This is a genomic window from Actinomadura sp. 9N215, assembly GCF_044326345.1.
In the GTDB taxonomy this organism is placed as follows: Bacteria; Actinomycetota; Actinomycetes; order Streptosporangiales; family Streptosporangiaceae; genus Spirillospora.
In genome coordinates this window covers 150,510-166,423 of the sequence record NZ_JBIRBA010000008.1, presented here as the reverse complement: position 1 = coordinate 166,423, position 15,914 = coordinate 150,510, and the positions used below count along the sequence as shown (strand labels likewise).

At 73.6% G+C, this 15,914-nt stretch carries 16 protein-coding genes and 1 tRNA gene; 6 read left to right on the top strand and 11 right to left on the bottom strand.

The window, feature by feature from the left end:
• The first annotated feature begins 24 nt into the window (after positions 1 to 24).
• Together ACH34T_RS16045 and ACH34T_RS16040 are read left to right on the top strand one after the other, a co-directional pair.
• On the top strand, positions 25 to 1,995 hold the full coding sequence (locus tag ACH34T_RS16045) for a hypothetical protein (RefSeq protein WP_395992905.1): 1,971 nt from the start codon (positions 25 to 27) through the stop codon (positions 1,993 to 1,995).
• 24 nt (positions 1,996 to 2,019) lie between these two features.
• Complete coding sequence (locus ACH34T_RS16040) at positions 2,020 to 2,724, top strand: 3-keto-5-aminohexanoate cleavage protein (RefSeq protein WP_395992904.1); 705 nt, start codon at positions 2,020 to 2,022, stop codon at positions 2,722 to 2,724.
• 21 nt (positions 2,725 to 2,745) lie between these two features.
• On the opposite strand, the gene ACH34T_RS16035 is transcribed toward ACH34T_RS16040, so the two are convergent.
• Genes ACH34T_RS16035 through ACH34T_RS16025 form a run of 3 tightly spaced genes read right to left on the bottom strand, consistent with a single transcriptional unit; the run spans position 2,746 to position 5,709 of the window.
• Positions 2,746 to 3,360 (bottom strand): hypothetical protein, encoded by a 615-nt coding sequence (locus ACH34T_RS16035; protein WP_395992903.1) that lies wholly within the window; start codon positions 3,358 to 3,360, stop codon positions 2,746 to 2,748.
• A gap of 55 nt (positions 3,361 to 3,415) precedes the next feature.
• Complete coding sequence (locus ACH34T_RS16030) at positions 3,416 to 5,026, bottom strand: MFS transporter (RefSeq protein ID WP_395992902.1); 1,611 nt, start codon at positions 5,024 to 5,026, stop codon at positions 3,416 to 3,418.
• The gene (locus ACH34T_RS16025) at positions 5,023 to 5,709 is read right to left on the bottom strand and encodes an LppX_LprAFG lipoprotein (protein WP_395992901.1); all 687 of its coding nucleotides are present in this window, start codon (positions 5,707 to 5,709) and stop codon (positions 5,023 to 5,025) included. The genes ACH34T_RS16030 and ACH34T_RS16025 overlap by 4 nt, the downstream gene beginning before the upstream one ends.
• A gap of 160 nt (positions 5,710 to 5,869) precedes the next feature.
• Here ACH34T_RS16025 and ACH34T_RS16020 point away from each other — a divergent pair.
• Positions 5,870 to 5,943, top strand: a tRNA-Ile gene (locus ACH34T_RS16020).
• Positions 5,944 to 6,209: 266 nt separating this feature from the next.
• Here the strand turns inward: ACH34T_RS16020 and ACH34T_RS16015 are convergent.
• A complete protein-coding gene (locus tag ACH34T_RS16015; RefSeq protein WP_395992899.1) occupies positions 6,210 to 6,983 on the bottom strand; it encodes an enoyl-CoA hydratase-related protein in 774 nt (257 codons plus the stop codon).
• 64 nt (positions 6,984 to 7,047) lie between these two features.
• Here ACH34T_RS16015 and ACH34T_RS16010 point away from each other — a divergent pair, with 64 nt between their 5' ends.
• Entirely contained in the window at positions 7,048 to 7,440 is a 393-nt protein-coding gene (locus ACH34T_RS16010) for a hypothetical protein (RefSeq protein ID WP_395992898.1), read from the top strand.
• 22 nt (positions 7,441 to 7,462) lie between these two features.
• Here ACH34T_RS16010 and ACH34T_RS16005 read toward each other — a convergent pair whose 3' ends face one another.
• The 7 genes from ACH34T_RS16005 to ACH34T_RS15975 all read right to left on the bottom strand — a co-directional run bounded on the left by ACH34T_RS16005 (position 7,463) and on the right by ACH34T_RS15975 (position 13,655).
• On the bottom strand, positions 7,463 to 7,837 hold the full coding sequence (locus tag ACH34T_RS16005; protein WP_395992897.1) for an STAS domain-containing protein: 375 nt from the start codon (positions 7,835 to 7,837) through the stop codon (positions 7,463 to 7,465).
• Between the two features lie 112 nt (positions 7,838 to 7,949).
• Positions 7,950 to 8,702: a neutral zinc metallopeptidase gene (locus ACH34T_RS16000; protein ID WP_395992896.1), complete on the bottom strand. Its 753-nt coding sequence runs from the start codon at positions 8,700 to 8,702 to the stop codon at positions 7,950 to 7,952.
• Between the two features lie 76 nt (positions 8,703 to 8,778).
• Positions 8,779 to 9,240 carry a MarR family winged helix-turn-helix transcriptional regulator gene (locus tag ACH34T_RS15995; protein ID WP_395992895.1) on the bottom strand — a complete coding sequence of 154 codons (462 nt, stop codon included), beginning with the start codon at positions 9,238 to 9,240 and terminating at the stop codon, positions 8,779 to 8,781.
• Positions 9,240 to 10,688 (bottom strand): DHA2 family efflux MFS transporter permease subunit, encoded by a 1,449-nt coding sequence (locus ACH34T_RS15990; RefSeq protein ID WP_395992894.1) that lies wholly within the window; start codon positions 10,686 to 10,688, stop codon positions 9,240 to 9,242. Before ACH34T_RS15990 ends, ACH34T_RS15995 begins: the two co-directional genes overlap by 1 nt.
• 62 nt (positions 10,689 to 10,750) lie before the next feature.
• Positions 10,751 to 11,584, bottom strand: a complete 834-nt coding sequence (locus ACH34T_RS15985; protein ID WP_395992893.1) for an ABC transporter ATP-binding protein — start codon at positions 11,582 to 11,584, stop codon at positions 10,751 to 10,753.
• Positions 11,584 to 12,615 carry a FecCD family ABC transporter permease gene (locus ACH34T_RS15980; RefSeq protein WP_395992892.1) on the bottom strand — a complete coding sequence of 344 codons (1,032 nt, stop codon included), beginning with the start codon at positions 12,613 to 12,615 and terminating at the stop codon, positions 11,584 to 11,586. The genes ACH34T_RS15985 and ACH34T_RS15980 overlap by 1 nt, the downstream gene beginning before the upstream one ends.
• Positions 12,612 to 13,655 (bottom strand): FecCD family ABC transporter permease, encoded by a 1,044-nt coding sequence (locus tag ACH34T_RS15975; RefSeq protein ID WP_395992891.1) that lies wholly within the window; start codon positions 13,653 to 13,655, stop codon positions 12,612 to 12,614. The genes ACH34T_RS15980 and ACH34T_RS15975 overlap by 4 nt, the downstream gene beginning before the upstream one ends.
• 159 nt (positions 13,656 to 13,814) lie before the next feature.
• On the opposite strand from ACH34T_RS15975, the gene ACH34T_RS15970 reads away from it, so the two are divergent.
• Entirely contained in the window at positions 13,815 to 14,897 is a 1,083-nt protein-coding gene (locus ACH34T_RS15970; RefSeq protein WP_395992890.1) for an ABC transporter substrate-binding protein, read from the top strand.
• An 11-nt stretch (positions 14,898 to 14,908) separates the two neighbouring features.
• Positions 14,909 to 15,838, top strand: coding sequence for a siderophore-interacting protein (locus tag ACH34T_RS15965; RefSeq protein ID WP_395992889.1), 930 nt, complete (start codon positions 14,909 to 14,911; stop codon positions 15,836 to 15,838).
• The last annotated feature ends 76 nt before the right edge of the window (positions 15,839 to 15,914 follow it).

Here is a 15,914-nt window from a genome sequence, read left to right as displayed (position 1 = left end):
GCGTAGCTCGTCACGGAGGTGGACGTGCGTCTCTCCCAGCGCATCCTGTCGGCCCTCACCGCCGTCGTCGCGTCCGTCGCCCTCCTGACCGCCGTCCCGCAGGCCGCGCCGTCCGCGGCGGCGGAGACCGGCGACGGCTGCGACCCGATCGACCCCGCCGCGTGCCTGCTGCCGTTCCCGAACGACTGGTTCACGGTCCGCGACGCCCGCACCCCGACGGGCCGCCGCGTCCACCTGCGCACGACGCTCAAGAACGCGCTCGGCGTACCGGTGTCGCCGGACGAGTGGAACCGCGCGGACGGCTTCTCCCCCGGCTCGATGCTGCTCAGCCGCGTCCCGGGCGTCGACCTGACGCGCACCGGCGCGGCGCCGATCACCGACATCGGGGCGTCGCTGCGCCGCGACGCCCCGATCGTCATCGTCGACACCGCGACCGGGGAACGCTGGCCGTACTGGGCGGAACTCGACGCGAACGCGCCCGATGACCGGAAGGCGCTGATCGTCCGTCCGGCGCGGAACCTCCGCGAGGGGCACCGGTACGCGGTCGCGCTCCGGAACCTGCGCGACGCGTCCGGGACCGTGATCGAGCCGAACGGCGCGTTCGCGAAGATCCTCGGGCCGCGGCTGCCGGACGACGACCCGCTCGCCGTGCGTCAGCGGCAGGAGCGCAAAGTCCTCGCGGCGCTCGACCGGCACGGCGTGGGACGCGACGGCCTGTACCTGGCCTGGGACTTCACCGTCGCGAGCCGCCAGAGCCTGGCCGGGCAGGCGCTGCACATGCGCGACGAGGCGCTCCGCGAGCTCGGCGGCCGCTCGCCGTCGTTCGCCGTCACGCAGGTGACCGACGACGTCGACGACAAGATCGCCCGCGAGGTCAAGGGGGTCGTGTGGGCGCCGAGCTACCTCGACCAGCCCGGCGGTCCGCCCGGGTCGTCCCTCCACCGCGGCCGGGACGGCGCGCCGTCGCGCCTGCCGGGGAACGCGCAGGCCGTCCCGTTCCAGTGCGAGATCCCGAGGTCGGCGTTCACCGAACCCGCCCGTCCCGCCCTCTACGGGCACGGCCTGCTCGGCAGTGAGGGCGAGGTCGACGCCGGGAACGTGAAGGCGATGGCCGCCGAGCACGGCTTCATGTTCTGCGCCACCAAGTGGATCGGCATGGCGGACGAGGACGTCCCCAACGTCGTCGGCGCCCTCGCCGACCTCACCCGGTTCCGGACGGTCGCCGACCGCCTCCAGCAGAGCCTCCTGAACTTCACCTTCCTCGGACGCGCCATGACCCGCGGCTTCGCCCGCCACCAGGCGTTCCAGGACGGCGCGGGCGGATCGCTGATCGATCGCCGCGCCGAGCTGACCTACGACGGCAACAGCCAGGGCGGCATCATGGGCGGCGCGCTCACCGCCGTGTCCCCCGACGTCCGCCGCGCCGTCCTCGGCGTCCCGGCGATGAACTACAGCACGCTCCTCAACCGCAGCGCCGACTTCCCCCAGTTCGGGCGGATCCTCGACATGTCCTACCCCGACAAGCTCGACCAGCAGATCGGGTTCGCCCTGCTCCAGCTGCTGTGGGACCGCGGCGAGGCCAACGGCTACGCCTCGCACATGACGGACGACCCGCTGCCGGGCACGCCGCGGCACCGCGTCCTGATGCACGTCGCGTTCGGCGACCACCAGGTCGCGCCCGTGGCCGCCGAGGTCGAGGCCCGCACGATCGGCGCCCGCGTCCACGCCCCGGTCGTCACGCCCGGACGCAGCCCCGACAAGGTCCCGTACTGGGGCATCCCGGCGTTCGGTTCGTCCCACTCCGGCTCCGCCATGGTCGTCTGGGACAGCGGCTCCCCCGTCCCGCCGCTGACGAACACGCCCCCGGCGGAGGGCCGCGACCCGCACGCCGACCCGCGCGGGAACGCCGAGGCGCGCCGCCAGAAGGCGGTGTTCCTGACCACCGGCCGGGTCGTGGACGTCTGCGGAGGAGGACCCTGCGTCATCACGCCCTGAGCCCCACCTGAGATGATCGGAACCATGCTCCAGGTCTGCCCGAACGGAAGCCGGACCGAAGGCGTCCCCGTCTCGCCGGAGGAGATCGCCGCCGCGGTCCGCGCCGCCGCCGACGTCGGCGCGCAGGACGCGCACCTGCACCCGAGGGACGGCGCCGGCGCCGACACCGTCGACCCGCCGCACGTCGCGGCGGCCGTCGCCGCGGTCCGCGCGTCGACTCCGTCGATCCAGGTCGGCGTGACCACCGGCGAGTGGACGACCCCCGACCCGGTGGAGCGCGCCGCGAAGATCCGCTCCTGGACGGTGCTGCCCGACCACGCCTCGGTGAACTTCCACGAGGACGGCGCCGACCTGGTCGCCGAAGCGCTCTTCGAGCGCGGCGTCGCCATCGAGGCCGGGATCTTCTCCGGCACCGACGGCGCCGAGCGGTTCCTGAGCTGGCCGCACGCGCACCACGTGCTGCGGATCCTCGCCGAGGTCACCGACCCCGACCCGGAGACCGCGACCGGCACGGCGAAGGCGCTCCTGCACGATCTCGGCACCCGGCACGGCCGTCCGGTCCTGCTGCACGGGGAGGACGGCGGCGCGTGGCCCGTGCTGCGGCTCGCCGTCCGGCTGAACCTGGACGTCCGCATCGGCCTGGAGGACACGCTCGTCCTCCCCGACGGGGCTCCGGCCGCCGACAACGCCGCGTTGATCCAGACGGCCCGCGCGATGCTCACCGCGTAGCCCGCCCTGCCTCGGGACGGGTCAGGAGCGGGGATTGTGGCCGGCGTCGGCGTCCATCCGCGCCCAGTCGGCCTCCCACAGCTCGTCGCGGTGGCGGTCGCAGCGGCGGCGGACGACGACGTAGGCGAGCACCACCGGCATCGCGCAGCCGAGGACGGTGGCGGCGCCCGCGTAGGCGGCGTCGGTCACCGTGCGGCTGTGCGGCCTGGGACGGACGGTCGGGTCGCCCTCGCGGTCGATCCAGATCGTCCGCTGCGCGCCGACCTTGGCGTTCTTCCAGCTCGGCAGCGTCCCGGCGCGCTGCTTGCCGTCCGCGCCCGGCCAGGCGGCCTGGACGGTCTCGTGGATGTAGCGGTCGCCGGACGTGCCGATCCCGCCGGTGGAGGTGACCGTGGCGACGACCTGGCGGCGGTTCGCCCGCTCGGCGTCCTCGGCGCGGGTGCCGGCGTCGTAGGACCAGGACACGGCCCAGGCGGCCAGCGGCGGCGCGGCGCCGAGCAGCAGCACGAGCAGTCCGAAGGCGATCGCCCGCTGCACGCGGTCGACCCGGCGGCGCAGTTCGCTGCGCTCCAGGCCGAGCCGCCGGCGCAGCCTGGTGAGCGGCGCGGCGCCGCAGCCGATGCCGGACCTGCGCATCTGCGTCACCTCCCCGGGGAGTGCCCTCCCGGCAAGAGGCCCTTGGCCATCATCTTTAGCCTTCTTTTCCCAGGATATTCCCCAGCCCGTCGCTCGGCACATGGCCGGTAGCCGAATCCTTTCCCGGATCGCGCCCGGTATGCCGGATTGATGACCAAATCCGGCCAACGTCCCGATCCCGGCCCCGATGATCCCGGCCCGGCCCGCCGGCGGCCAGCGCGAGGAGCGCGCCGAGGACGCACAGCCCGGCGGTGATCCAGAAGATCTCCTGGTACTCGGTGCGCAGCGCGTCGTCGACGGCCGCGTTGTAGACCTTGAGCCGGCGTCCGAACTCGTCCTTCGGCATCAGGAACGGCAGCGGCGGCTTCAGGTCGGCCGTCAGCGCGTGGAAACGGTGGAAGCCCCACGCCGACAGGGCGGAGATCCCGAGGAGCATCCCCATCATCCGCGCCACCACCACGGCCGCCGACGCGACGCCGTGCCGCGCCGCCGGGACGAACGCCAGCACCGCCGACGACACCGGCGCGATCACCAGGCCCAGCCCGAGCCCGGTCAGGACGAGATCGACGTCCATCCTCGGCAGCGGACCGTACGAGGCGTCCGCCAGGTCCGCGGGCCACGCCGCGATCAGCAGGTAGCCCACCGCCGCCACCGCCATCCCCGCGGCCATCGGCCACCGCTCCCCCACCCGCCTGGCGATCATCCCGCCGGCCACCGCCGCGACCGGCAGCGCCACCAGGAACCGGGTCAGCAGCAGCGCGCCCTCCGTGGCGTCCTTGTCCAGGACGGTCTGCGCCACCAGGACGACGTCCACCAGCGTCACCATCAGCGCGGCCCCCGACAGCAGGCTCACGCCCAGCGTCGCCAGCAGCGGCCCGCGCCGCACTCCCGCCAGATCGAGCAGCCTCGTCCGCGCCCTGACCTCCCACAGCACGAAGATCACGAGCACCGCCGCGCCCGCGACGAGCACCGGCGGACCCCAGGACGACAGCGCCGACTCCTGCGGCTCGGGGTTGTAGACGCCCACGACGAGGAGCCCCAGACCCAGCGCCAGCAGCAGCCCGCCCACCACGTCGACGCCCGGCCGCGGCCCCTCCCCGCGTCCCCCGGGCACCGCGTACCGGACGGCCGCCATCGCCCCCGCCACCAGCGGCACGTTGATCCAGAAGATCGCCCGCCAGTCGGCGACCGCCGCGACGCCCGCCCCGTACAGCGGGCCGAGCACGCTCCCCAGCTCCTGCGCCGCGCCCACCGCGCCGAGCACCACGGGACGCTGCCGCTCGTCCCACAGGTCACCGGCCAGCGCCATCGTCACCGGCAGCAGCGCGCCGCCCGCCACGCCCTGCACCACGCGGCCCGCCGTCAGCACCGGCACGCCGTCCGCGAGCGCCGTCACCACCGAGCCGACCGCGAAGAACACCAGGCACGCCTGCAGCAGCGGCCGCCGGCCGAACCGGTCCGACAGCTGCCCGAGCAGCGGCATCGCCGCCACGTACCCCAGCAGGAACCCGGTCAGGACGGGCGTCACCCGCTCCAGCCGGTTGATCGGGACGCCGAGATCCTTCACCACCGGCACCAGGATCGTCGTGATCACGTACGCGTCGAGCGCCGCCAGCAGCACCACCGCGCCGCCCGCCCCGATCGCGACCCGGCGCCGCTCCCTCACTTCGGTGCGCTGATCTTGTACGGGGCGTCGAACTCGGTGAACGTGATCACCACGGCGCCCTTACCCCCCGGGAACGCGCCCCGCACCTTCACCAGCCGGTGATCGGTGCGGCTCACCCACAGCTGACCGTCCAGATCCGCGTCGATCCCCGGGATCAGGCCCGCGATCTGCGCCTTCGGCAGCTTCGCGCCCACCCGGTTCGTCTCCTTGCCGTCCACGGTCTCCACCGCCTGCGCCTGCGGCGACGCCGCCGACGCCAGCAGCTTGGAGATGCCGCGCTCCGGGTCCAGCACCGCCGACGGGTCGTACATGGTCGCCGCCAGCGCCTTCGGCAGCTTCCGCCACCCGCCCGTCCCCGCGTCCAGGTAGATGCTGTCGCCCACCGCGACGACCTTCATCTCGACGTTCTGGCCCTGCTGCTCGACCGTCAGCGTCCCGTCCGCGTCACCGCCGCGGAGCAGCTTCAGGTCGCCGCCCTTCACCATGACGGGGGTCTTGCCCTCCGACGTCACGGTGAACGCCACGCTCTTCACCGCCCCCATCGCCTGCGCGGCCTGCCGCAGCGTCTGCGCGGCGTCGAAATCCGCCTTCTTCGCGGGCTTCTCGGACCCGCCCCCGTCGCAGGCCCCCGCGAACAGCAGCCCCGGCAGCAACAGAACGAGAACGAGAATGCGTCTGGACATACGCGGACCCTACCGACGGGTACCCGCACCCGTCACTCGGTACCAGGTATGACATCGTCCAGCCAGAAGTAGGACGTCGCCTTTGTCAGTGGTCCCTCCGAACGAGCCGCCGCTAAGATGACAGACGGCCACGCCCCCACCGTCACCCGGGGGACGCCCAGGGGCGGTAGCTCAGCTGGTCAGAGCAGGAGACTCATAATCTCCCGGTCGCGGGTTCGAGTCCCGCCCGCCCTACAGAGTTGGGCCACCCATGTCCGCGGAAAGCGCGGACCGTTACTCTTTCGCCGTGCCCATCTGGGGGGGCGACCCCCAGACCCCCGATGTGGGGGCTCCGCCCCCACACCCCCTCCCGGCCCAGGTCCGCGATCACCCACACCAATACGCGGGGCCACTCGCGGGGCTCCGCCCCCACGCCCCCTCCCGGCTCAGGTCCGCGTTCACCCACACGAATGCGCGGGGCCGCTCGTGGGGCTCCGCCCCTGCACTGCCTCCGGGCTTGGTCAGGCGGGCCAGGTCGGGGGGCGTTTTTCCAGGAAGGCGGTCATGCCCTCCTGGGCCTCCGGGGTCAGGGCGGACGCGGCCATCACCTCGATCGCGTAGGCGTAGGCGTCCTGTTCGGGACGGTCGAGCTGCGCGTACATCGCCTGCTTGCCGAGGGCCTTGCTGCGCGGGCTGCCCTGGGTGGCGCGCTGGAGCAGTTCGCGGGTCGCCTTGTCGAGCTCGCCGTCCGGCACCGCGTAGTTGATCAGGCCCCAGTCGGCGGCGGTGGCGGCGTCGAACACCTCGCCGGTGAGGGCCATCTCGGCGGCGCGCTTGCGGCCGACGTTGTGGGAGATCGCGACGAGCGGGGTGTGGCAGAACCAGCCGCCCTTGCCGCCCGGCGCGGCGAACCCGGCGCTCTCGGCGGCGACGGCCAGGTCGCAGCTCGCGACGAGCTGGCAGCCGGCCGCGGTCGCGAGGCCGTGCACGCGGGCGACCACCGGCTGCGGGACGGACTGGATCGTCCGCATCAGGTCGGTGCACACCCGGAGGAGGTCGCGGACGTCGGAGTGCGACGCCCCCGCCATGTCCGCGAAGTCGTGCCCGGCGGAGAAGACCGGGCCGTTCGCCGCGAGGATCACACCGCGCGCTTCGGTGCCGCCCACCTCCTCGAACGCGCTGGTCAGCGCGAGGAGGAAGGCGCGGGAGAGCGCGTTGCGGCGGCGCGGCCGGTTCATCGTGATCGTCGTGAACGGCCCGTCGCGCTGCACCAGGACGTCGTTGTCTTCGCTCATGTTCTCGACGTTACGTCAGACCCTCGTCGTACCGTGGGCGGGTCACCGGACGCACCGAGGGGGTATGGCCTTGAAGCTGCTCACCGCCACCAACTCCACCCAGGGATTCCGCGGCAACGACTTCGCCTGGTGTGTCGAAGGGGAGCTCGTCCATATCGGGATGGTCTGCGCACGCGACCGCGACGACCCCGACGGCGGCTGCGGCTGCGGCCGGTCGTTCGCCGGGCTCAACTCGCACCGCGCCACGACGACCGCGATGGTCAGGGAGGTCCCCGGGTTCACGGGCGACGACTACGTCCTGGCGCTCAGATCCAGCCTTGAGCAGCAGGGCTGCGACCCGTCGTTCGCCGAGCACGAGGCGGCGCTGCTGCGGTGCCTGGTGCGCGACTGGCCGGTCGGGGTGATCGTCGAGCGGCGGCTGGACGAGATCATCGTACGGCAGGTCCTCCAGCCGTAGCGGGACTCGGTGGAGCGGTGGCTCAGCCGGAGAGCCAGTCCCTGATCTCGTCGTCGGTGCGGGGCAGCAGGCACCACAGCGCCTCCTCGGTCGACGCGCACATCGGGATGTGCTTGTCGAGGCCGAGGATGCGGCAGAGCTTCGCCGGGAAGGGGCGCACGCCCACCAGCGCCAGGGCCGTGCCCTGGGCCTTGCAGTTGCACGCGCACTGGTGGAGGGTGCGCAGCCCGTCGGCGTCGAAGAAGCCGACTCCGGAGACGTCCAGGACGAGCGGCCGGTGGACCAGCTCCCGCAGCCGCGACCGGACCTCGGGGGTCGACGCCCTGTCCAGGTCCCCGGTCAGCAGGACGGTCGTGTGGCGGTCGCCCTCGATGACGACCATGTCAACGCCGGTCATGCCGTCCCCCAACGTCCGGGCTGGATCGGGTGCACCGGACGCCATGATGCTCGCCCGCGCCCGGCCGTGTCAGGGAAACGGCCGTCAGGTGAAAGGTGACGGGCGGACGGCGTCAGGCGAAACAGGCCTTCACGCCGTTCGTGCCGCCGCGGGAGAAGCTCCGCAGCCGCTCGACGGCGGTGCCGTGGTCGCCGGGTTTCGTCCAGGGCGCCTTGTCGCCGATGAGCTGGAACGCGTCCACGAGCTCCTGCTCGTCGCCGTCCTCGAACCGCAGGGCGCCCTCGTCGGACGAGCCGTACAGGACGGCCCCGGCCAGGCAGTCGGCCTGGAGTTCGGCGGCGGGCGACACCAGGCCGCGGCGCAGCCGGTTCTGGACCGCGTGCCCCCACTCGTGCGCGATCACGAGGTAGACCCAGGCGTCGCCGCGCGCGTACCCGGACCGCATGAGGTGCGCGTCCCAGGCCACGAAGTCGCCGGGCGGGCAGTAGGCCGCGTTGTCCCGCTGGAGGCGTTCGTCGCCGCAGGCAGGCGCCGTCTGGGGGTCGCGTCCGTTGTAGAGCCCGACGACGCGCGGTGACCGGTACCGGCCGGTGAACAGCCGCTCCCAGTGGCGCCGCCAGTAGTCGTCGGTGACCGTCTCGGCGGTGCGCAGGTCCTCCTGGAAGCCGTCCTCGTCGAACGCGCCGGGCGGCCGCGCGGTCCGCCGCGGGTCGGGCGAGCGGGTCGCGACCCTCGTGCCCTGCGCGGCGGGACTGGACGCCCCCGCCGGGTCCGTGAACTCGCAGGCGCCGGTCAGGGCGAGCACGCCGGCCAGGACGGCGGCGGCGAGCGGGCGTCTCGGGAAATGCCGTACCTGCTCCCTCATGACAGGACATACGCACCCGCGCCCCCGGATGGACGAAAGCGCCCGCGATCCCGCCTGAAACCCGTGTCTCCGGTGTTCAGTCCTCGGCGACGAGGTGGGCGGCGACGCGGTCGAGGACGGCCAGGTCCTCGGCCGGAAGGTCGTATAAGGACGGCGGCGGGGTGTCGAGGATGGCCTCCGCCTTCGCGGCGGCGGCGCGTCCGGCCGCGGTCACCGTGACGATCTTGGAGCGGCGGTCGGCCGGGTTCGGGGACCGCTCCACCAGGCCGCGGCCGACGAGGTCGTCCACGACGAGGGTGGTGTAGGGGCGGTCGGTGAGCAGGACGTCGGCGAGGTCGCGCAGCGTCATCGGGTCGGCCGCGGCGGCGATGCGGCGCAGCGCCTTGATCCGGAAGAAGCTCATGCCGAGCGCCTCGGTGGCCTCGCGCCGCCGGTCTCCGCGCTCCTGCAGCAGGACGCGCAGGTTGTGCCACGTCCGCTGGGCCATCTCGGCGCGGGCGTGGTCGTTTCGCGGGGTCCGCACGGCCGGCTCGGTCATCAGGCGCTCGCCTCCGTTGCGTGGCGCAGGTCTGCGTGGTCCTCCGGCTCGACGAGGCCGGACGTCCGGGCGGCCCGGCGGCCGGTGGTGACGGTCCCGAGGACGAGGACGGCGGCGGCGCAGCCGACCATCACCCAGTATGCCGGGCGGGCCGCCGGGACGAAGCCGGGCGCGGCGAGCGGACCGGAGAGTCCGGCGGCGAGCACGGCGCCGATCACGGCGACGCCGAGCGCGCTGCCGATCTGCCGGCTGGTGGACGCGACGGCGGCGGCCACCCCGGCCTGGGCGCGCGGCATCCCCGACACGGCCGTGTTGGTGATCGGGGAGTTCAGCATGCCGAACCCAATGCCGAACAGCACGTACCCGGCGAACAGGGTGACGTCGCGCGTCTCGGCGTCGAACGCGGCGAACAGCAGCGTGCCGGTGAGCATCGCCAGCCCGGCGAGCTGGAGCGGCAGGCGCGGGCCGCGGCCGCCGACGAGCCGTCCCGACAGCGGGGCGCACACGGCGGTCGCCGCGGCCATCGGCACCAGGTACATCCCGGCGTGCAGCGCGGACAGCCCGCGGACGTTCTGCAGGTAGAGGGTGTTGAGGAAGAGGAACCCGCCGAACGCCGCGAACCCGCTGACGGCGATGACGACGGCGCCCGAGAACGGGACGCTGCGGAAGAACCGCAGGTCGATCAGCGGTTCGGGGGTGCGGAGCGCGTGCCGGGCGAACGCGGCGAGGGACAGGGCGGAGACGAGGGCGGCGCCGTAGACGACGGGGTCGGCGAGGCCGCGTCCCGGCGCCTCGATGATCGCGTACGTGAGCGTGCCGAGGAAGGCGATCAGGAACAGCTGGCCGAGCGGGTCGGGGCGGCGGGGCCGGGCCGCGCGGGACTCGGGGACGAACAGCGCGGTCAGCGTGATCGCGGCTAGCCCGATCGGCACGTTCAGCCAGAAGATCGCGCGCCAGCCGACGGACTCGACCAGCAGCCCGCCGACGAGCGGCCCGAGGGCCATGCTCAGCCCGACGGTGCCGGCCCAGACGCCGATGGCGCGGGCCCGCTCGCGCGGCTCGGTGAACACGTTCGTGATGATCGACATCGCGACGGGGTTGAGCATCGACCCGCCGACCGCCTGCACGACGCGGGCGGCGACGAGCCACCCGAGGGACGGCGCGAGGCTGCACAGCACGGACCCGGTGACGAACAGCGCGAGCCCGGTCTGGAACACGCGGCGGCGGCCGAGCCGGTCGGCGGTCGCCCCGGACAGGATCAGCAGCGAGGCGAGGACGATCAGGTAGGCGTCGATCGTCCACTGGAGGCCGGACAGCGAGCTGCCGAAGTCCTCCCGCAGGGTCGGGAGGGCGACGTTCAGGATCGTGTTGTCGAGGTTGATGATGAACAGGCTCATGCAGCAGATGGCGAGCACCGCGAGCCGCCGCCGGGGGCTGAGCTCGGGCATGCGGCGCCTCCAATCGTTGTAGAGCTACAACGATTAGGATCCTACAACCGTTGCCCCGCCGCTCAGCCCAGGGCCGCCGGAACCGGGCCGCGGGCGGCCGGCGCCTTGCCGCGGGCGGCCGGGACGACGAGCGGCGTCCCGGTCTCCGGGCAGTCGATCACCCGGCACGGGAGCTTGAAGACGTCCTCGACCAGCTCGGACGTCACCACCGCGCACGGATCGCCCTCGGCGACGATCCGTCCGTCGCGCATCGCGATCAGGTGCGTGGCGTAGCGGGCGGCGTGGTTGAGGTCGTGCAGGACGGCCACGACCGTGCGCCCCTCCTCGTGCAGCCGCGCGCACAGGTCGAGGACCTCGATCTGGTGCGCGATGTCGAGGTAGGTGGTCGGCTCGTCCAGCAGGAGCAGCGGCGTCTGCTGGGCCAGCGCCATCGCGATCCAGACGCGCTGCCGCTGGCCGCCGGACAGCTCGTCCACCGGGCGGGCGGCGAGGTCCTGGACGCCGGTCGCGGCCATCGACTCGGCGACGACCCGCTCGTCCTCCCTCGACCACTGGCGCAGCAGGCTCTGGTGCGGGTACCGGCCACGCGACACCAGGTCGGCGACCGCGATGCCCTCGGGCGCGATCGACGACTGCGGCAGCAGCCCGAGCGTCCGGGCGAGCTTCTTCGCGGGCCAGTCGGCGATGGGGCGGCCGTCGAGCACGACCGTCCCGGCGGACGGCTTCAGGATCCGCGCCAGCGCCCGCAGCAGCGTCGACTTCCCGCACGCGTTCGGGCCCACGATCACGGTGAACGAGCCGTCCGGGACGGCCACGTCGAGGTCCTCGGTGATGGTGCGCCTGTCGTAGCCGAGGGTGAGCCCCGTGCCGGTGAGCCGCGCGCTTGCGTCCTGCATCAGATCCGTCCTGTCTTGCGTTCGGTCACGAGGAGCCAGACCAGGTATCCGCCGCCGAGGAGCCCGGTCACCACGCCGACCGGGAGCTGGTGCCCGGGGAAGGCGCGCTGCGCGACCCAGTCGGCGGCGACCAGCAGCGCCGCGCCCATGCACATCGCGGGCAGGAGGTTGGGGCCCGTCGTGCGGGTGAGGCGCCGGGCGAGCTGCGGCGCGGTCAGCGCGACGAACGCGACCGGCCCGGCCGCCGCCGCGGCGAGCGAGGTGAGCAGCACCGCCGCGCCCAGCATGATCAGCCGGACCCGCTCGATGGGGACGCCGAGCCCGTGCGCCGCGTCGTCGCCCATCTCCAGCATCCGCAGCGCCCGCCCGCAGCCGGCGAGGACGAGCGGCCCGAGGACGGCGAGCCCGACGAGCACGGGCGCGGTGTCGGACCAGTCGCGTCCGTCCAGGCTGCCGGTCAGCCACAGGACGGCGCGGGCCGCGTCGGTGATCTGCGCCTGCGTGAGCAGGTAGCCGTTCACGCCGGTGAGGACCGCGGCGACGCCGATGCCGACGAGGATGAGCCGCTGCCCGTGCGCGCCGTGCCGTCCCGCCACGGCGTACACGAGGAGGCCGGTCGCGAGGCCGCCGCCCGCCGCACCGGCCGCGACGGCGGCGCTGCCCGCGCCGGTCAGCACGACCACGGCGAGGACGCCGGACGCGGCACCCTGCGTGAACCCGAGGATGTCGGGGCTGCCGAGCGGGTTCCGGACCAGCGACTGGAAGATCGCCCCCGCCAGCCCGAGCGCCGCGCCGACCGCGAGGGCCGCCGCCACACGCGGCAGCCGGATCTGGTTGACGATGAGGGAGTCGGCGGGCGTGCCCTGCCCGAGCAGGGTCCGGACGACGTCGGCGGGACTCATCGGGAAGTCGCCGCTGCCGATGAGCAGCACGCCCGTCCCGAGCGCCACGGCCAGGCAGGCGGCCGCGACGACGAGCGCCCGCGCGCGGAACCGGAACGACAGCCCGCCCGGCGTCCGGATGACGGTCATGAGGACACCGCCCCGCTGCGCGGACGCCGCACGAAGTACAGGAACACCGGCCCGCCCGCCACGAGCATCACGATCCCGACCTGGAGCTCGGACGGGCGCACGACGACGCGTCCGAGAACGTCGGCGGCCAGCATCAGCGCCGGGGCGAGGACCGCGCAGTACGGGAACAGCCAGCGCAGGTCGGGCCCGGTCAGCGCGCGGACGAGGTGCGGCACCATCAGCCCGACGAAGATGATCGGCCCGCACGCCGCCGTCGCCGCCCCGCACAGCAGCGTCACCGTGACGATCGCGACGACCCGGGCGCGCCGGGGGTCGGCGCCGAGCGAGCGCGCGGCGTCGTCGCCCATCGCCATCGCGTTCAGCGGACGCGCCAGCAGCAGCGCCGCCACCAGCCCGACGGCGACGAACGGGGCGACGCGCACGATGGTGTAGTTCTGCGCGGCGGCGAGGGAGCCGACCGTCCAGAAGCGCATGCGGTCGAGGGACGCGGTGTCGAGGAGCTGCACCGCGTTCACGTACGAGAACAGCGCCGCGTTGAGCGCGGACCCCGCCAGCGCGAGCCGCGCCGGGGTCGCGCCGCGCCCGCCGCCGACCGCGTAGAGCAGCACCGCGACCGCGCCCGCCCCCGCGAACGCGAACCACACGAAGCCCGTGAACGACGTCACACCGAGGAACGAGATGGCCGACACGACGGCCGCGGCGGCGCCCGCGTTGATGCCGAGGAGGCCCGGGTCGGCGAGCGGGTTGCGGGTCAGCGCCTGCATCACCGCGCCCGCGAGGCCGAGCGCCACGCCCGCGAGCAGCCCGAGCACGGTCCGCGGGAGCCGCATCTCGTGGACGATCGTGTACGCGCCCGAGCCGCGGTGGAACAGCCCGTCCCACGCCTCGCCGGGCGACAGCGGCTTCGCGCCGACCGCGAGGCTGAGCGCGACGACGACCAGCAGGAACAGCACCGCCCCGAGGAGCCCGATCGCCCGCCTGCCGCCCGGCGGCCGCTCGACGGCGGCTGGGGACGGCGGCTGGGGTTTGGTCAGCAACACCTGACGGGCTCCGGGGGGACGCGCCGGGGGCCGCGATCGCGTCACCCTTCGGCGACTGGACGGCCCCCACCTCTGAGACGAAGACTTAGGTTAGGTTAACCTAAGGTCCGCATTGGCCGGAATATAACCACCGTAGTTGATTCATGGAGAACGTCCTAAATGTCGAATACCGGTGTCCGTCACCTCTCCCGCAGCGCCCCGGCCTCCCGCGGCGCCCGGACGAGCGGAGGCCTCACCCGGCGGGGCCTGCTGAGCGCGGGCGGCGCCGTCGCCGTCGGCGCACTCCTCGCCGCGTGCGGCGGCGATGACGGCGGGAACGGCTCAGGCTCTGGCTCGGGCTCCGGCGGCGCGTGGACGTTCACCGACGACCGGGGCACGAAGGTCGACGTCAAGGCCCGTCCCGAGCGCGTCGTCGGCTACGTCGGCACCGCCGCCGCCCTCTACGACTTCGGCGTCGACAAGCAGCTCGTCGGCGTGTTCGGCCCCACGAAGCTGAAGGACGGCAGGCCCGACCCGCAGGCCGGGGACCTCCCCGTCGACCGGCTGGAGATCATCGGCAACGCGTTCGGCGAGTTCAACATCGAGAAGTACGCCGCGCTCCGCCCCGACCTGCTCGTCGACAACATGTTCGTGCAAAACGACCTCTTCTACGTCCCCGCCGAGAGCAAAGAGAAGATCTTCGCGCTGGCGCCCAGCGTCGCCATCTCGGCCGGGGCCGTCCCGCTCCCCAAGCCCATCGAGCGGACCGCCGCGCTCGCCGCCGCACTCGGCGCCGACCCGAAGTCCGCGAAGGTCACCGCCGCGAAGGCCCGGTTCGACAAGGCCGCCGCGGCGGTGCGCGCCGCGGCGAAGGCCAACGCGGGCCTGAAGGTGCTGGCCGCGTCCGCGAGCCCCGACCTGTTCTACGCCTCCAGCCCGAACAAGAACACCGACCTCATCTACTTCAAGGAGCTGGGCGTCGACCTGATCGTCCCGGAGAACCCGGACCAGAACGGCTACTTCGAGGACCTGAGCTGGGAGAACGCGGGCAAGTACAAGGCCGACGTCATCATGCTCGACTCCCGCACGCAGGCGCTCCAGCCGAAGGACCTCGGCTCCAAGCCGTCCTGGAAGGACCTGCCCGCGGTGAAGGCCGGCCAGGTCGTCCCCTGGCAGCCCGAGCCCCGATTCTCCTACGCGGGTTGCGCGCCGATCCTTGAGGCGCTCGCCGCGTCCATCACGTCCGCCAAGAAGACCGGCTGAAAGGCTGCGCGATGACGAGTCCGGCCCACCCCTACGCCTTCTTCGACATGCACGTCCTGCGGTCTGAGCGGCTCAGCCCGTCCATGGTCCGGATCACCTACGGCGGTCCCTGCCTGGCGGCGGCCGACAGCGCGGCCGGGAACGGCTCAGCAGCCAACGGCTCGGCCGGGAACGGCTCGGCCGGGAACGGCTCGGCCGGGAACGGCTCGGTCGGGGACCGGTTCGTGACCGCAGGCCGCGACCAGCGCATCAAGATCTTCTTCCCGCACCCGCACCAGGACGCGCCCGTGATGCCGGACAGCCGCGGCGGCGACACCTGGTTCGCCGACTGGCGGGCCCTGGACCCGGCAGAGCGCGGCATCATGCGCTCGTACACCGTCCGCGACCAGCGTCCAGGCGAGCTGGACGTCGACTTCGCCCTGCATTCCGACGGCGGCTCGGGACCGGCCGCGACCTGGGCGGAGAAGGCGCGTCCCGGCGACCGCGTCGCCGTCCTCGGCCCGACCGGCGCCGACAACGGCGGCTACGACTTCCGTCCGCCGCCCGCCGCCCCGGTGCTGATCGCCGGGGACCTGACCGCGCTGCCCGCCATCGCCGGGAACCTCGCCTGGCTGCCCGCGGGCACCCCCGCCCGCGTCTGGATCGACGTCCCGCACCCGGACGACCGCCAGGACCTCCTGACCGCCGCCGACGCCGAGATCACCTGGGTCGCCCCGGGCGGGCTGCCGGACGCCGTCCGCGCCGCCGCGCTCCCGGACGGCGCGTACGCCTGGATCGCGGGCGAGTCCGCCGTCGTCAAGGCGCTGCGCCGCCACCTCGTCAGGGACCGCGGTCTCGACCGCCGCGCCGTCACGTTCACCGGCTACTGGCGCCGCGGCGCCACCGAGGAGGACCTGCTCGCCGAGGTCGTCGCCGGCGGCAGCCCCGCCACCGAGGAGTGAGGCGCCTCGGGCGTCACCAGCCATGACGATCTCCTGACAGAGAGTCGCATTGTCGGTGATGATGGTGATTTCGCCG

Excerpts from the sequence above, each read along its gene's own strand:
- ACH34T_RS16010 (WP_395992898.1), top strand. The coding sequence starts at position 7,048 with ATGGCCTTGAAGCTGCTCACCGCCACCAACTCCACCCAGGGATTCCGC.
- ACH34T_RS16035 (WP_395992903.1), bottom strand. The coding sequence starts at position 3,360 with ATGCGCAGGTCCGGCATCGGCTGCGGCGCCGCGCCGCTCACCAGGCTG.
- ACH34T_RS15990 (WP_395992894.1), bottom strand. The coding sequence starts at position 10,688 with ATGCCCGAGCTCAGCCCCCGGCGGCGGCTCGCGGTGCTCGCCATCTGC.
- ACH34T_RS15980 (WP_395992892.1), bottom strand. The coding sequence starts at position 12,615 with ATGACCGTCATCCGGACGCCGGGCGGGCTGTCGTTCCGGTTCCGCGCG.
- ACH34T_RS15985 (WP_395992893.1), bottom strand. The coding sequence starts at position 11,584 with ATGCAGGACGCAAGCGCGCGGCTCACCGGCACGGGGCTCACCCTCGGC.
- ACH34T_RS16025 (WP_395992901.1), bottom strand. The coding sequence starts at position 5,709 with ATGTCCAGACGCATTCTCGTTCTCGTTCTGTTGCTGCCGGGGCTGCTG.
- ACH34T_RS15995 (WP_395992895.1), bottom strand. The coding sequence starts at position 9,240 with ATGACCGAGCCGGCCGTGCGGACCCCGCGAAACGACCACGCCCGCGCC.
- ACH34T_RS16015 (WP_395992899.1), bottom strand. The coding sequence starts at position 6,983 with ATGAGCGAAGACAACGACGTCCTGGTGCAGCGCGACGGGCCGTTCACG.
- ACH34T_RS15970 (WP_395992890.1), top strand. The coding sequence starts at position 13,815 with ATGTCGAATACCGGTGTCCGTCACCTCTCCCGCAGCGCCCCGGCCTCC.
- ACH34T_RS15965 (WP_395992889.1), top strand. The coding sequence starts at position 14,909 with ATGACGAGTCCGGCCCACCCCTACGCCTTCTTCGACATGCACGTCCTG.
- ACH34T_RS16000 (WP_395992896.1), bottom strand. The coding sequence starts at position 8,702 with ATGAGGGAGCAGGTACGGCATTTCCCGAGACGCCCGCTCGCCGCCGCC.
- ACH34T_RS16040 (WP_395992904.1), top strand. The coding sequence starts at position 2,020 with ATGCTCCAGGTCTGCCCGAACGGAAGCCGGACCGAAGGCGTCCCCGTC.
- ACH34T_RS16005 (WP_395992897.1), bottom strand. The coding sequence starts at position 7,837 with ATGACCGGCGTTGACATGGTCGTCATCGAGGGCGACCGCCACACGACC.